Below are 12,998 nucleotides of genomic sequence, written 5' to 3' on the forward strand. Positions count from 1 at the left end.
TATCCAATTAGATGAAAATGCCCCTGCGGCCCGCTGTGATTCAGCGCGTGCAGAGGCATTTTTTATTAAAGCACAGCATTCCTTTTCTTAAGCATTAGGAAGAGGATGAGCGAGGTGACTGAGCAGAGCAGCGCGCAGCTCCCTATGAAAATATATCCGCCCTGCAGCCCGGCGATGAGACTGGCTTCTTCATGCCCGCCATAGGCAAACAGCTGCTTCGTCCATTCCGTAATGGCGCCTATTGCCAGGTTGCCGATTACACCGGCAATGCCCATTAAGGTAACGGTAAAGGTGATGGCCGTATCGGCGTTGTTCATGTAACGCCTCGCAAGCAAGGCCATTACAGTCGGATAGATGGGTGCGATGCCGACGCCTGCCAGCGCAAATAGAAAGGCGCCCGGCTCGCCTATAATAATCGCGGCAATTGAGCATATACCGGAGAATGCCGATAACAGAATGAGAGACTTGGTATAGCCGATCTTGTCGGTGATTGGCCCGAGAACCAGCCGGGCAAGCATAAAGCAAAAGAAAAACGCGGATAGCATTTTGGCCGATGCGTCGCCGCTCCAGCCATACGCCTTCTCCAAAAAGTTTACGAGCCAGCCGCCGATGGCGAGCTCCGATATGACGCCGAATGACAGCACCGCTACGATAACCCAAGCGATCTTATCCCGCGCATATTCCTTTAGCGATATCCGTTCCTCATGCTTGTCTTCATCACTCGTATACCTGGCGAACAGTCCGGGCAGCAGCGGCAGAATGGAAAGCGCGAGCATGAGCATATACATCCCGCGCCAGCCAAGCGCGGAGCCAAATAACGGAACACCCATCAAAGACGCAGCGATAATTGGCGCGAAGGTCGAGCTGAGCCCGTAAAAAAAATGCGCGAGATTCATCATGGTACCCGTGTTTTTGATAAAGATCCGGGCAGCTAGTATGGCGAGAGCGATTTCCAGTATCCCGTTGCCTACGTACATCAGGAAGTAGGCGGAGGAGAGAGAGGTGTAATTGGCAGCAAAATACATACAAACACCCGATATGACCATGGAGCCGAACGCTAGCGCGAGCGTCAGCTTCATGCCTGCTTTACGGGCTAGCCAGCCGGTAAAGCTGCATGCCAGCAAATACCCAAGGGAGTTAAAGGCAAGCAAAATACCAACCTGCAGCTCATCGAGCGCAAGATCAGCCTGCATCCTGGGGAGCGCAGGTCCCTTTATATTTTCCGAAAAGCCAAAGATGAGAAAGCCTCCAAATACGACGATAAGCAGCAGTATGTAGTTTTTGGATAAAGTGGCAGTTAGACGAGACAAGGTTTGTTGACCTCCACAAATATACTTATAATAGTAGCAGCTGCTAGTGAACGGAGCTTGAACCGCTCTTAACTTTAACTCGAATTCCAGCGCTGCGCAAGGCGCGATGAAAGCTGTAACTGCTGTACTATGCGCGGCGCCGATACGAATGGTAATATAAATGATAGAATTACAGGCTGATAGACTTGATTATCGATGAGCCGGGAAGGGATGTTTGGAACGAATGAAGCTATTTCATACCGCGGACTGGCATTTGGGCAAGCTTGTTCAAGGCGTTTATATGACGGAAGACCAGCGCTACGTGCTGCAGCAGCTGCTGCAAGCGATAGAAGCGGAGCGGCCGGATGCCGTGATTATAGCAGGAGATCTCTATGATCGCGCTGTTCCGCCGACCGAAGCGGTTGAGCTGCTCGACGAGGTTCTAGCACGTATCGTAATCGATTTGAATACACCGGTGCTTGCTATTTCGGGTAATCATGACAGCCCGGACCGGATTAATTTCGGCACAAAATTAATGGAAAGCCGCGGGCTTCATCTGGCCGGTCAGCTGAAGAAGGAGCTAAAGCCCGTCGTGCTCCGGGATGCGCATGGGGAGGTGCATTTTCATCTCGTGCCCTACGCTGATCCCGCGCAGGCTCGGTATTTGCTCGGCGATGACTCCATACGCACGCATGATGATGCTATGCGCGTAATAACTGCGAAGTTGGAGCTGATCATGGATCCAGCGGCTAGGCATGTGTTCATTGGGCATGCTTTCGTCACGGCGGCAGGAGAGCCCGGGCTAAATACGAGCGACTCCGAACGGCCATTGTCGGTTGGCGGCGCTGAGCACGTGAGCGCAGCCTATTTTGATAAATTCCATTACACAGCGCTCGGTCATTTGCATCAGGCGCATTTCGTTCGGGACAATACGATAAGATATGCCGGCTCGCCGCTAAAATATTCGATTTCAGAGGAAAACCATGCGAAGGGCTATTTCGTTATTGAGCTTGATGAGGCTGGCGGCGCGGCGGTAGAGAAACGCGAGCTGCAGCCGCTGCGGAACATGCGCCGGGTAGCGGCTTCTATCGAGGAGCTGGAGAAGCATCCGGTTAACGAGGATTATGTGTTTGTCACGCTGCTTAACGATAATCCCGTTTTGTTTCCTATGGAGAAGGTACGGGCGGTTTATCCGAATGCACTTCATGTGGAGCGCCGGCCATCGCTCTCCGGCAGCTTGAGCGGGGAGGGCCAGTCCGCGGAAGCAGGCGGCAGTGCGGGAAGGCGGGAGGCTGATCCGATCGAGCTTTTTACAGCTTTTTATCAGGAGATTAAAGGACAACAGCTAACCGATGCGAAAAAACGGCTGTTTTCGGATACGTATGCGGAGCTGCTGCGTGAAGAAGGAGGCGCTGTATGAGGCCGATTAAGCTAACGATGACTGCTTTCGGTTCCTATCGCGATACCGAAACGATTGATTTTAGCCTGCTGGAGCATCGTAGATTGTTCGTAATATCGGGAAATACGGGAGCAGGCAAGACATCGATATTCGATGCGATTTGCTATGCTTTTTACGGGACGGCCAGCGGTGAGGACCGCTCTGATTCCCGTATGCTGCGCAGTCATTTTGCCGCTGAGGATACGCATACTTGCGTCATATTCGATTTTGCGGTAGGGCGAAGAAGCTATTTGGTTATCAGGCAAATGCCTCACCGCAAGGCAGGCAACAAAAGCGAGACGGGCGGCAAGGCAGAGCTGTACGAAACGACTAGCGGCGAAGCTATTCCAGCGGTGGACCGTTTTATTGTCTCCGATGTGAACGCCAAGCTCGAGCAAATTATCGGATTGACCAAGGAGCAATTTAGTCAGATCGTCATGCTGCCGCAGGGAGAATTTCGCAAGCTGCTGACCTCCGATACCGATAATAAGGAAGAGATATTGCGGCGAATATTCCGCACTGAGCTATATGAACGGCTGGAGAACCGTTTTCAGCAAAAAAATCGCGGTTTGCAGGACCAGCTTAAGGAAGCGAAGGCCACGGCGAATGCTTATATGAAGCAGGTGCAGGAGGCGCTCCCTGAGCGGGCGGACAGCGAGCTGTCCCGCACGTTCAAGCAGGAAGTATTTAATGCGGCCCAAGTGACTGAGGCGCTGGAGCTGGAGTTTGAATTTTACAGGCAGCTTGCGGAACAAGCGGAGGAGCAGAAAGAAGCGCTCTCGGTTCTGTTGGAGGAACAGGAGGCGCAGCTGCGACTAGGTATGGCGCTAAATAGCAAGCATGAGGAGCAGGAAAGGAAGCTTGCCCAGCAGGAGCAGCTTGATGGACAGAAGGCGGACTATGCGGCCTTGGAGCAGCGCCTTGCGCTTGCGGAGAAGGCTCGGCATCTGACACCTTATATGGAGCTCGCTGAGCGGACAAGCGCCGACGAAACCGCAAAGCGGAACCAGCTTGCCGTAAGGCGCGATGAACTTGAGATTGCCCAGCGTGAGCATGCGCTTGCTGCTGAACGATATACGGCAGAGGAGCAGCGCGAGGAGGAACGGCGCGAGACCGAGCGCGAGTTAAGCAGGCTGATGGAGATGGCTCCAGTCGTGAAGACGCTCGCTGGTCAGCAGAAAGAGATCGACAAGCTGGTGCAGGGAGAGAAGGACTGCACGGCTAAGCTGCTGGCTTCGGATGCCGCGCTTACGCAGCTGCGCGAAACGAAGCAGACTGCCAATGTTCAAGTCAAGGAAATGGAGCTTCAAACGGCTGAATTAGCGGATAAGCTGGACAAGATGCGCCTTGTGGAGCAGCAGGGGAAGCAGCTGAAGCGGTTGGTAGATGTGGAGAAGGAAATGACGCGCTTTACCAAGCTTGAGGCTGAATTTGCTCAGTCGCTCGCCAAAGCGAAGGACGAGCATGACCGGCTTGAGGCTTCCTGGATCGAAGGACAAGCATCACTGCTAGCCGCTCATTTGCATGACGGCCTGCCTTGTCCAGTATGCGGCAGCGAGGAGCATCCTATTAAGGCGGTCATGAACGCGGAAGTACCTTCCCGGGAGCGGCTGCTGGAGACTAAGGCGCAGCTAAGCGCTGTGGAGCGTGAATGGCATGAAGCACGCGCCCAAGCAGCGGCTGCAAAAGCGACTCGTGAAGACGGGGAGCGGGAGCTGGCTGAATTTGGCTTGCAGGCTGTGAGGCTGGAGGAGCAAAGAGCGCAGCTGCAGCAGCAATGGCGCATACTTAAAGAAGAAACGGATAATCTTCTGCATAAGTCGAAGCAGCTTCCGGAGCTCAAGCAGCTGATCGAGCAGCAGGAGCAGCTGCTTGAGAAGCAGCTGCTTGTGAAGGAACAGCTGCAGCAAGAGCAGCAGCGGTTAATCATTGAGCGGACTTCGCAGCAATCGGCGCTGCAGAAGGAGCTGGACCGCATTCCGGAGACGCTTCGTTCGCCGGAGCTGCTGACAGCAAGGCTTAATGAGCAGCAAGCAGCCTCTGACAGGCTGGCTGCAGCTTGGAAGTCCGTTCAGGAACAGCTTCAAAGGAGGACTGCAAAGCTGGCCGAGCAGAAGGCCTATGTGGATCAAGCGGAGAGTCAGCTTGCGGAGGCGGAAAACAATAAGCAGCTTGCAGCGCAGCGGCTGCAGGCGGAGCTTCTGAAAGCAGGCTTTGAAACGGTTCAGAAATATCGTGATGCAGCACTGTCAGAAACCGCAAGTGATCTTCTTAAGCAGGACATTACTGCCTATCGCTCGGCGGTTACGCTGTTAATGCAGCAGCTAGCAGAGCTTCAAACCGAGCTTGCCGGCAGGCCGAGAGCCGATCTTGCCCAGCTTCAGGAGCGGCTTGCTGCATTGAAGCAGCGGTTGGAGCAAATGATTAACGCCGCTCAAACGGCGCTGCGCACCGGTCAAGTGGCTCAGCGCTTGTCGGCCTCTATCGGAAAGGCAAACGAACAGGTGAAGGAGCTTGAAGCGAAGCTTGAGGAAGTCATGGACATCTTCCAAATGCTGAAGGGCGATAACGCACTTAAAATTTCGTTCGAGCGTTATATTCTTATCGAGTTTTTGGAGCAAATTTTGTTTGCGGCAAATGCGCGGCTGCGCGACTTGTCGAATGGCCAGTTTTCCTTGCAAAGAAGTGACCGCCTTGAGAATCGGGGGAAACAGAGCGGTCTCGGGCTCGATGTCTATGACGCTTATACGGGTCAAAACCGTGATGTGAAGTCGTTATCCGGCGGCGAGAAGTTTAATGCGTCTCTTTGTCTGGCGCTCGGAATGACGGATGTCATTCAGTCCCATTTGGGCGGAGTGACGATCGAAATGATGTTCATAGACGAAGGCTTTGGCTCGCTGGATGAGGAATCGCTGCAGAAGGCGATTACCGCGCTCGTTGATTTGCAGAAGGCCGGAAGAATGATCGGCGTGATATCCCATGTGCAGGAGCTGAAGGATGCATTCCCGGCTTGCCTTGAGGTTAATAAGACGAGGGAAGGCTTCAGCCGCACTCGAATTACAGTGAAGTAGGCGGAAGGAACAAAAAAAGTCTGCTTCAAGCACGCCATTTGAGGCCGAAGCAGACTTTCAACATTATGGTTTAAACGGCGACGTTAGAAGCAATGGCAGCTGCGCCTGCAAAAAACAATCCGATACCGCCTACAAAAGCGAGAACGTTCAGCACGATGCCGATAACGCTGAACAATTTGCGGCGTTTGCTGGAGAATGCGCCGATAATTGCCAATATAAGGCCGACAAGCGAGAGTAGACCTGCTCCGAAGATGCTGAAAACGGCCACCATAACAGAAACCAGCACTTCTTCTCCGAGCGCTTCGATAGATTCTTGAATTGCTGCTGTATCTGACGGGTCAGCTATGGTCAGGTCGGTATTTGCGATTTGATCAACGAATGAGGAGCCTGAGACGAAAGCAATTATAAGCAATACGGCTGATAGTAAGCCAATGATGAAGGATGCTATGCCTAGTCCAGATTGCTTCTTCGGACCTTCTTGAACGGCAAGCTCGTTTGAGAAGACCGGTCTAGCTGCATAAGGGTCATCAGGGGAAAGATTGTTGGCCTCATTTCTCGGTTCATTATCCATTTAGATCGTCTCCTTTACTAATTACGGTAAAATTATACACAATTTTGAAAGGAATGAAAACCACATGTTTCCAAAATATTTTGCAATTGGTGCCATAAACGCTGCGATTGCGATCGCGCTGGGTGCCTTCGGGGCACACGGTTTGGAGAAGCATTTGTCAGACCATTACATTGAAATTTTTGAAACGGGCGTTCGATATCATATGTACAGTGCCCTGGGACTTATGCTCATTGCCTTGTTCGCCAAGCAAATCGGAGCAAGTAAGCTGGCATTAAACGGAGGACGTCTTATAGTTGCGGGAATCGTGCTTTTTAGCGGCAGCCTCTATGTGCTCTCGCTTAGCGGCGTTAGCAAGCTGGGTATTATTACCCCTTTTGGCGGCGTGGCACTTCTTGCAGGCTGGACCTGTATTATCGTTGCAGCATTCAAAAAAGCATAATTATCAGGTTAAAAAATATGTCATAAATTGCGTTGGCGGCAGAATAAGTTGTAAAGTAACAAAAAAATAAATAACTTTAGTAAATATTTCTATACCGGAACTGATACATCGTTTATAATAAAATGAACACTCACTTGACTCGAAAAAGAGGAAGGACGTTTGTGCGTGACGAAACGGATGGATGGTTTTCCTGAAAGTAGCAAGAGACAGCCGCTCAAGCAATCTTTGAACGGATCGTTGTTCATCAGCGTTCTGCTAACAGCACTCGCATCGGTTTGGATCGTTGTATCTTTTTTATTGATTTCTAACTCGATGTACAAATGGACCGCCGCCGCAATAGCCGCATCGTTATTCGTAACCGCAATAATTGTTTATATAAAACGCAATGAGAATTTCAGCTTCCAAAACTACCACACAGCAATCGTTGAAACCTTGCTTCGCTCGGATGCCGTTCCGCTTGCTGTATTGGATAGAAGCGGGTTAGTGCTCGAGATAAACGAAGCGTCGAGCCGCATGCTTGGGTATCACCGCTCTGAGCTTATCGGAGCGCCGATATCACGAATGGTCGAGCCCGCCAGCCGCCAATCGCTGCATGAAACGTTTGAGCAGGCGCTGCTCGGAGAAACGAAGCAGATGAACATTAGCATTACGCATGGTTCCGGTTTCCCGCTTGAGCTTCAAGTCATTTGCTCTCCGATGATTCAAGATGATGAAGTCATCGGTACCTTATTAATAAGCCAGGATTTAAGCGATAGGAAACGGAATGTTGAACGGATCCGCTACATGGCTTATTACGACGATATGACCGGCTTGCCGAACAGGACATTGTTTCAAATGAAGCTGACCGAGACGCTGGCAAGAGCCAAGGAAGAAGAGCGTGTCGTCGGGATATGTTATTTGGATCTGGACCGCTTTAAGCTGGTTAACACATCCTTCGGACGTGAATCGGGCGATATTCTTCTAATGCAGGTCGCGGAGAGACTGAACCGAAACCTCTCCGACAATGATTTTGCAGCCCGTATGGAAGGTGATGAATTCGCCCTTTTGTTTTGCAACTTAGAATCGGATCATCATTTGCTTGAGCTTTCGAAGCAGATCCTCAAGTCGATTGAAGAGCCTTATGAGCTAAGCGGTTTCCCCTTACATATTACAGCAAGTATAGGCTCTGTCACGAATAAGAGCGAGCATGATGACAGTTATGCGCTGATCAAGAAAGCCGATATGGCGCTTGTAAAGGTAAAGGAAAGCGGAAAGAATGACTGCCTGCTTTATTCGGAGAGCTGGAGCAACTCATCGCTTGAGCGCCTTACGCTTCAACATGAGATGTACCGTGCCATTCAGCGGGGGGAGTTCATTCTACTTTATCAACCGCAATATGATTTGGGTTCAGGAAAGATGGTTGGCGTAGAGGCGCTTGTGAGATGGAATCACCCGCTCAAGGGAATGATTCCGCCAGGCAGCTTTATTCCATTGGCCGAGGAGAGCGGAATGATCGTTCAGATTGGCGATTGGGTTCTGGAAGAGGCATGCCGCCAAAACAAAGCATGGCAAAATGCGGGTCTTCCGTCAATTCCGGTATCCGTTAACTTATCCATTAGACAATTCGTCCAAAATGATTTAGCAAGCAAGGTATCCGCTGTACTCGAAAAAACAGGTTTGGATGCAAAATATTTGGATTTGGAAATTACGGAGTCGATGACGATGGATGTTAGCCATGTATCGCGCTGCTTGTTGGATCTAACGGAATTAGGCGTCAACATTAGCGTCGACGATTTCGGCACCGGCTATAGTTCATTCCATTATTTAAAAAATTTCCCGATCGATCGTTTGAAGATCGACCGTTCCTTTGTACGCGATATTCAGCAGGACCCGAGCGATGCAGAAATCGTTGCGGCCATAATTGCAATGGCGCATAATCTGAACATTCAGGTTATAGCAGAGGGTGTGGAGACAGAAGGGCAAATGGAGTTTTTACGGAAGCATAAATGCGATGAAATGCAGGGCTACTTCTGGAGTCCTCCCGTATCAAGTGAAAATATTAAACAGATGCTTTCCCCTGGTTACATATAAAAAACCGTTCTTTGGCTGTTTTGACAGCGAAAGAACGGTTTTTTACGTTACATCGTCATTAATAAGAAAAGTCCTCAATTTCGTTTAACCGGAACGTATATACTTGCTTCTCATCGACATGGTAAACCGTAATGAAATTTTCGGTTTCATCCACATTAATGATTCTGCAAGGTATGCTGAGCTTTATGCCTAGTCCTTTATTTACGATCAGCCGGATTAAGGTGTTGTTTTTCATAAGCGTTCTTATTTTTTCAAAATAGCATAAAGTTTCTAAGGACTCCTGTGCGGGCTTGGCGGCGTTTGCGGTCTGGCTGGATACGGGAACGGGATGAACGGAAGTTGCGCCGCTTCTTCGTTCATCGATTTGCTCTCCAAGCAAGATGCCGGACAGTATGCGAAAATCGACGAAATTAGAGTTGTTTAAATTGTGCAGTAAGTGCTCCAGCGCAGCTGCGTTGTTTTTCCCTTCAACAAGCACCTCAATATTGAAAACAAAAGATGATTGGTCTTGGGATGAGGGATGTTTTTTCATAGGACCTCCGAACTTGTAATATAGTACTAATATATCACTAAATCGGCCTTCCATGTAGTACTATAAATGCGCATTTAGCCAACACTGTAAAATTTTTTTTGCATATAATGATGTTGCAGGTGCAGTGCCTCTTATTACTAAAACGAAGGGGGTGGATCCTATATGATGCGGATGGTTCCTTTTACACTTGAGAATGGGGAAACCGTTCTAGGCGTTGAAGTGAAGCTGCCCAAAACAACTTTGCTCGCGATTATGACGGACAAAGGATACATTATGTGCGGTGCGCTTGATGTTTCACTACTTAATAGCAGGCTTAAGGACCGGGAGATATTGGCCGGTCGCGCAGTTGGAGTAAGAACGTTGGAGGAGCTGATGGAAGCCCCTTTGGAGTCTGTTACATTAACAGCGGAGACAAAGGGCGTCGTTGTAGGCATGAAGGGCTCGGAAGCGCTGCAGTTAATGCTCTAAAAGAACGGAAAAAGGCCCTAATCAGCTTAGCGGTCGGTGGTACTCAGCCGAGCGCATCTGATTAGGGCCTTAAATCAATCCATTATTCGAATAGCTGTCGCAGATTGACATCGTAAGGAGCTTGCACAATGCCCTTTTCGGTGATGATAGCTGTTACATATTCATTAGGCGTAACGTCAAAGGCCGGATTGTATACTTTAATGCCTTGCGGTGCGGTACGCTTGCCGAAACCTTCTGTAACCTCTTCCGCATTGCGTTCTTCGATCGGGATTTCCGCGCCGGTAGGCGTGTTCAAATCGATCGTTGACAGCGGACAGGCTACATAAAACGGAATGCCGTGCGCTTTTGCCAAAACAGCTACGCTGTATGTGCCTATTTTGTTAGCGACATCGCCGTTTGCGGAAACGCGGTCGGTACCGACGATAACCGCATCGACCCAGCCTTTGGCCATGATCATGCCGGCCATATTATCGCAAATAAGCGTTACATCGACGCCAGCCTGCTGCAATTCGAATGCGGTCAACCGGGCTCCTTGAAGGACAGGACGCGTTTCATCGGCATATACACGCAGCGTAATTCCGCGCTCCAGAGCTAAGTAGAACGGCGCGAGCGCCGTACCGTATTTGGCCGTGGCCAAGCCGCCGGCATTACAATGCGTAAGCACGCCCATGTCATCCTTAAACAGCGACAGTGCATGCTCGCCGATCAGTCTGTTCGTTTCTTCATCTTCGCTTTGAATTGCGATCGCTTCCGTCAGCAAAGCAGCCTTGCACTCTTCAATTGACATGCCCTGCTGGATGAAGGAAGCAGCGGCTGCTTTCATGCGGTCAAGCGCCCAGAACAAATTGACGGCAGTTGGCCTCGATGTAGCGAGGTATTCCGCTTGTTTGCCTACTTGAGTGAACCACTCTTCCGCTGTTTGCTCGTCTTGGCTGCCGAGCACTACCCCATAGGCAGCTGAAATCCCGATTGCCGGCGCTCCGCGGACCTTCAGATGGCGAATCGCTTCCCACACATCCTCTGCCGTCGTTAAAGGCAAGTATACGATTTCCTCGGGCAAAAGCCGTTGGTCGAGCAGATCAAGCCTGCCTTCGGTCCAAATAACCGATTGTAAGCCAGCATAATTAGTTGTCATGATGTCATTCCTTTCTGTCTTCAATCAATTACTAACAGCCGATAAGGCAGTATCGATGACTTCCTCGATGGAATTCGCCTTACGGTTATTGCGAATAAGCGATGTTCCAATAGCGAGCGCCAGGCGCTGCGCTCTTTCGCGGGCAGCCGCATCCGGAATGCGGTCAATGTCTACGACATGCGACAGGCCGACGATTCGGCGGACGATTTTGCAGCCTGCAAAACCGATAGCATCCTGCAGCAAGCGATTCATGTAATAATCCTGATAGCCCGGCGTTGAAGTAGCTATGCGGTCTATCCCATGCTCATTCCACAAAGCACGGAATTTCTGATCGAACAAGTTCCACACATCGCGCACAGTATCCGTTAAATAACGGCGGAAATCGCTGCGCTTGTCCGCATCCGGCGTCCAGTGCTCCTGGCCGGCAAAGTTAAGGAGCAGATTCGCGATAACAGCACCGATATCGAAGCCGATCGGCCCGTAAAAAGCAAATTCAGGATCTATGACCTTTGTGGATTCAGGCGTTACGAATACACTGCCTGTATGAAGATCTCCATGAAGCAGAGCTTGTGCATTCGTCAAAAATTTGTCGCGCAGTATCGCCACTTCGAGTTGAAGCCCGTTATCCTGCCATAGCGCTTCGGCAGCGTCACGGATGGCCGGATCGAAGCTGTTATTTGGAGAGTTCGTATAAGGATCGTCAAAAATAAGATCTTCTGTTATTTTGCACAGCTCGGGATTAATAAAAGCTTTTACGCGAAGCTTTTTATTTTGCTGATTCATTCCGAGATCGGAGGTGAAAAATAATGTGCGGGCAATAAATGTTGAAATATCGTCTGCAAATTTGGGATAGCGCGTACCGCCGATCAGTCCTTGCCGCATGATGATGTGATCGCTGAGATCCTCCATTACGGTCAGATAAAGGTCCGGATCATATTTATAAACGGCCGGAACGAGTCCAGGCGCGAGCTCGCCCTCCAAAATAAGCTTCTCGCTCTCGATCCGCGCACGGTCGAGCGTAAGCGGCCAAGACTCGCCTACAACTTTAGCATAAGGCAATGCTTGCTTCATAATCAGGCTCTTGCCGCTTGCAGAGTCTGTGATGTGGAAAACCAAGTTTAAGTTGCCGTCGCCGATTTCACGGCTGCTCAGGGTTGCTCCCTCCGGGAAGAACCCGTCAAGCGTAAGGGCTATTTGAATGGCTTCTTGTTCAGTTAAAGGATGATATGCAGACATGGCTGTCCACCTCCGGTTCATAGTATCGGGCAGCAATGCCCAGTATTCATCTCAACATAGTATAATGTATATTATTTCGCCTTGGAATACCCTCATTTGATATAATGTTATCAATTATAGACAAAATGGATGGAGGAAGCTTGATGACTAAAGAAAATGAACAGCAGCCAATCGCTTTGAAAGAGTGGGCGGTCAGCGTAAAAGCACTCGCAGAGGGACAGCAAATTATCATTATGCGCAAAGGCGGAATAATTGAAGAAACACGTGATTTTCAGCTTATAAGCCCAACCTTTTATTTAATGCCCGCTTATGAACATCAGAAAAAGCATCTTTTAAAAGAGCAGTATGAAAGTGAACTGGATGAGACGCTTGCAGATTGGTCGCCAAATATGGAGACGATTAAGCTTGAATCATACGCTGAGGTTGTCGAAGATATTGAAGTAACCGACCAGGAAACGCTGGACCGTCTGCGTGATTTGCATATATGGACAGATACGTTTGCCGAGGAAAGATTGCGCTGGAAGCGGACGAAGCCGCTTCATGTATTGGTTCTTCGAGTGTTCCGTTTAACGTCGCCGATAGAATTACCTATGCGTCCCGCTTATAACGGATGCAAATCTTGGGTAAGACTGGAAGATGAGTTTTCCGTTCCCGAAAAGACTCCCGTACTGGAAGAGGAAAAGTTTCAAATGGAAGTTCAGAAAATTAAGCAGGCTCTGGCATAGCCGAAATTTGCAAGTTCGAAAGGC

At 49.9% G+C, this 12,998-nt stretch carries 11 protein-coding genes; 6 read left to right on the top strand and 5 right to left on the bottom strand.

The window, feature by feature from the left end:
* Window positions 1-65 precede the first annotated feature (65 nt).
* Window positions 66-1,310 (bottom strand): MFS transporter, encoded by a 1,245-nt coding sequence (locus tag AC0YNZ_RS29020; RefSeq protein WP_110772468.1) that lies wholly within the window; start codon window positions 1,308-1,310, stop codon window positions 66-68.
* A 223-nt stretch (window positions 1,311-1,533) separates the two neighbouring features.
* Between AC0YNZ_RS29020 and AC0YNZ_RS29025 the strand changes: the two genes are divergently transcribed.
* A complete protein-coding gene (locus AC0YNZ_RS29025) occupies window positions 1,534-2,709 on the top strand; it encodes an exonuclease SbcCD subunit D (RefSeq protein ID WP_475829867.1) in 1,176 nt (391 codons plus the stop codon).
* Complete coding sequence (locus AC0YNZ_RS29030; RefSeq protein ID WP_475829868.1) at window positions 2,706-5,798, top strand: AAA family ATPase; 3,093 nt, start codon at window positions 2,706-2,708, stop codon at window positions 5,796-5,798. The genes AC0YNZ_RS29025 and AC0YNZ_RS29030 overlap by 4 nt, the downstream gene beginning before the upstream one ends.
* Window positions 5,799-5,868: 70 nt before the next feature.
* Here AC0YNZ_RS29030 and AC0YNZ_RS29035 read toward each other — a convergent pair whose 3' ends face one another.
* Window positions 5,869-6,369 carry a hypothetical protein gene (locus AC0YNZ_RS29035; RefSeq protein WP_475829869.1) on the bottom strand — a complete coding sequence of 167 codons (501 nt, stop codon included), beginning with the start codon at window positions 6,367-6,369 and terminating at the stop codon, window positions 5,869-5,871.
* Window positions 6,370-6,433: 64 nt separating this feature from the next.
* Here AC0YNZ_RS29035 and AC0YNZ_RS29040 point away from each other — a divergent pair, with 64 nt between their 5' ends.
* Together AC0YNZ_RS29040 and AC0YNZ_RS29045 are read left to right on the top strand one after the other, a co-directional pair.
* Window positions 6,434-6,808 (top strand): DUF423 domain-containing protein, encoded by a 375-nt coding sequence (locus tag AC0YNZ_RS29040; protein WP_475829870.1) that lies wholly within the window; start codon window positions 6,434-6,436, stop codon window positions 6,806-6,808.
* Between the two features lie 165 nt (window positions 6,809-6,973).
* The gene (locus tag AC0YNZ_RS29045) at window positions 6,974-8,878 is read left to right on the top strand and encodes a putative bifunctional diguanylate cyclase/phosphodiesterase (protein WP_475829871.1); all 1,905 of its coding nucleotides are present in this window, start codon (window positions 6,974-6,976) and stop codon (window positions 8,876-8,878) included.
* Between the two features lie 58 nt (window positions 8,879-8,936).
* Here the strand turns inward: AC0YNZ_RS29045 and AC0YNZ_RS29050 are convergent, their stop codons facing one another.
* Window positions 8,937-9,410: a hypothetical protein gene (locus AC0YNZ_RS29050; protein WP_475829872.1), complete on the bottom strand. Its 474-nt coding sequence runs from the start codon at window positions 9,408-9,410 to the stop codon at window positions 8,937-8,939.
* 162 nt (window positions 9,411-9,572) lie between these two features.
* On the opposite strand from AC0YNZ_RS29050, the gene AC0YNZ_RS29055 reads away from it, so the two are divergent.
* Window positions 9,573-9,878, top strand: a complete 306-nt coding sequence (locus AC0YNZ_RS29055; protein ID WP_110772462.1) for a DUF1805 domain-containing protein — start codon at window positions 9,573-9,575, stop codon at window positions 9,876-9,878.
* A gap of 82 nt (window positions 9,879-9,960) precedes the next feature.
* On the opposite strand, the gene mtnA is transcribed toward AC0YNZ_RS29055, so the two are convergent.
* Window positions 9,961-11,013, bottom strand: a complete 1,053-nt coding sequence (mtnA, locus tag AC0YNZ_RS29060; RefSeq protein ID WP_475829873.1) for an S-methyl-5-thioribose-1-phosphate isomerase — start codon at window positions 11,011-11,013, stop codon at window positions 9,961-9,963.
* 24 nt (window positions 11,014-11,037) lie between these two features.
* Entirely contained in the window at window positions 11,038-12,249 is a 1,212-nt protein-coding gene (gene mtnK, locus AC0YNZ_RS29065; RefSeq protein WP_475829874.1) for an S-methyl-5-thioribose kinase, read from the bottom strand.
* Window positions 12,250-12,392: 143 nt separating this feature from the next.
* Between mtnK and AC0YNZ_RS29070 the strand changes: the two genes are divergently transcribed.
* Window positions 12,393-12,974, top strand: a complete 582-nt coding sequence (locus tag AC0YNZ_RS29070) for a DUF1802 family protein (protein WP_475829875.1) — start codon at window positions 12,393-12,395, stop codon at window positions 12,972-12,974.
* The last annotated feature ends 24 nt before the right edge of the window (window positions 12,975-12,998 follow it).

The organism is Paenibacillus sp. J2L1-98, assembly GCF_056269405.1.

What these genes read in the sequence shown, in the direction of transcription:
- AC0YNZ_RS29025 (WP_475829867.1), top strand. Translation starts at nt 1,534, where the DNA reads ATGAAGCTATTTCATACCGCGGACTGGCATTTGGGCAAGCTTGTTCAA.
- AC0YNZ_RS29030 (WP_475829868.1), top strand. Translation starts at nt 2,706, where the DNA reads ATGAGGCCGATTAAGCTAACGATGACTGCTTTCGGTTCCTATCGCGAT.
- AC0YNZ_RS29035 (WP_475829869.1), bottom strand. Translation starts at nt 6,369, where the DNA reads ATGGATAATGAACCGAGAAATGAGGCCAACAATCTTTCCCCTGATGAC.
- AC0YNZ_RS29040 (WP_475829870.1), top strand. Translation starts at nt 6,434, where the DNA reads ATGTTTCCAAAATATTTTGCAATTGGTGCCATAAACGCTGCGATTGCG.
- AC0YNZ_RS29050 (WP_475829872.1), bottom strand. Translation starts at nt 9,410, where the DNA reads ATGAAAAAACATCCCTCATCCCAAGACCAATCATCTTTTGTTTTCAAT.
- AC0YNZ_RS29055 (WP_110772462.1), top strand. Translation starts at nt 9,573, where the DNA reads ATGATGCGGATGGTTCCTTTTACACTTGAGAATGGGGAAACCGTTCTA.
- mtnA (WP_475829873.1), bottom strand. Translation starts at nt 11,013, where the DNA reads ATGACAACTAATTATGCTGGCTTACAATCGGTTATTTGGACCGAAGGC.
- mtnK (WP_475829874.1), bottom strand. Translation starts at nt 12,249, where the DNA reads ATGTCTGCATATCATCCTTTAACTGAACAAGAAGCCATTCAAATAGCC.
- AC0YNZ_RS29070 (WP_475829875.1), top strand. Translation starts at nt 12,393, where the DNA reads ATGACTAAAGAAAATGAACAGCAGCCAATCGCTTTGAAAGAGTGGGCG.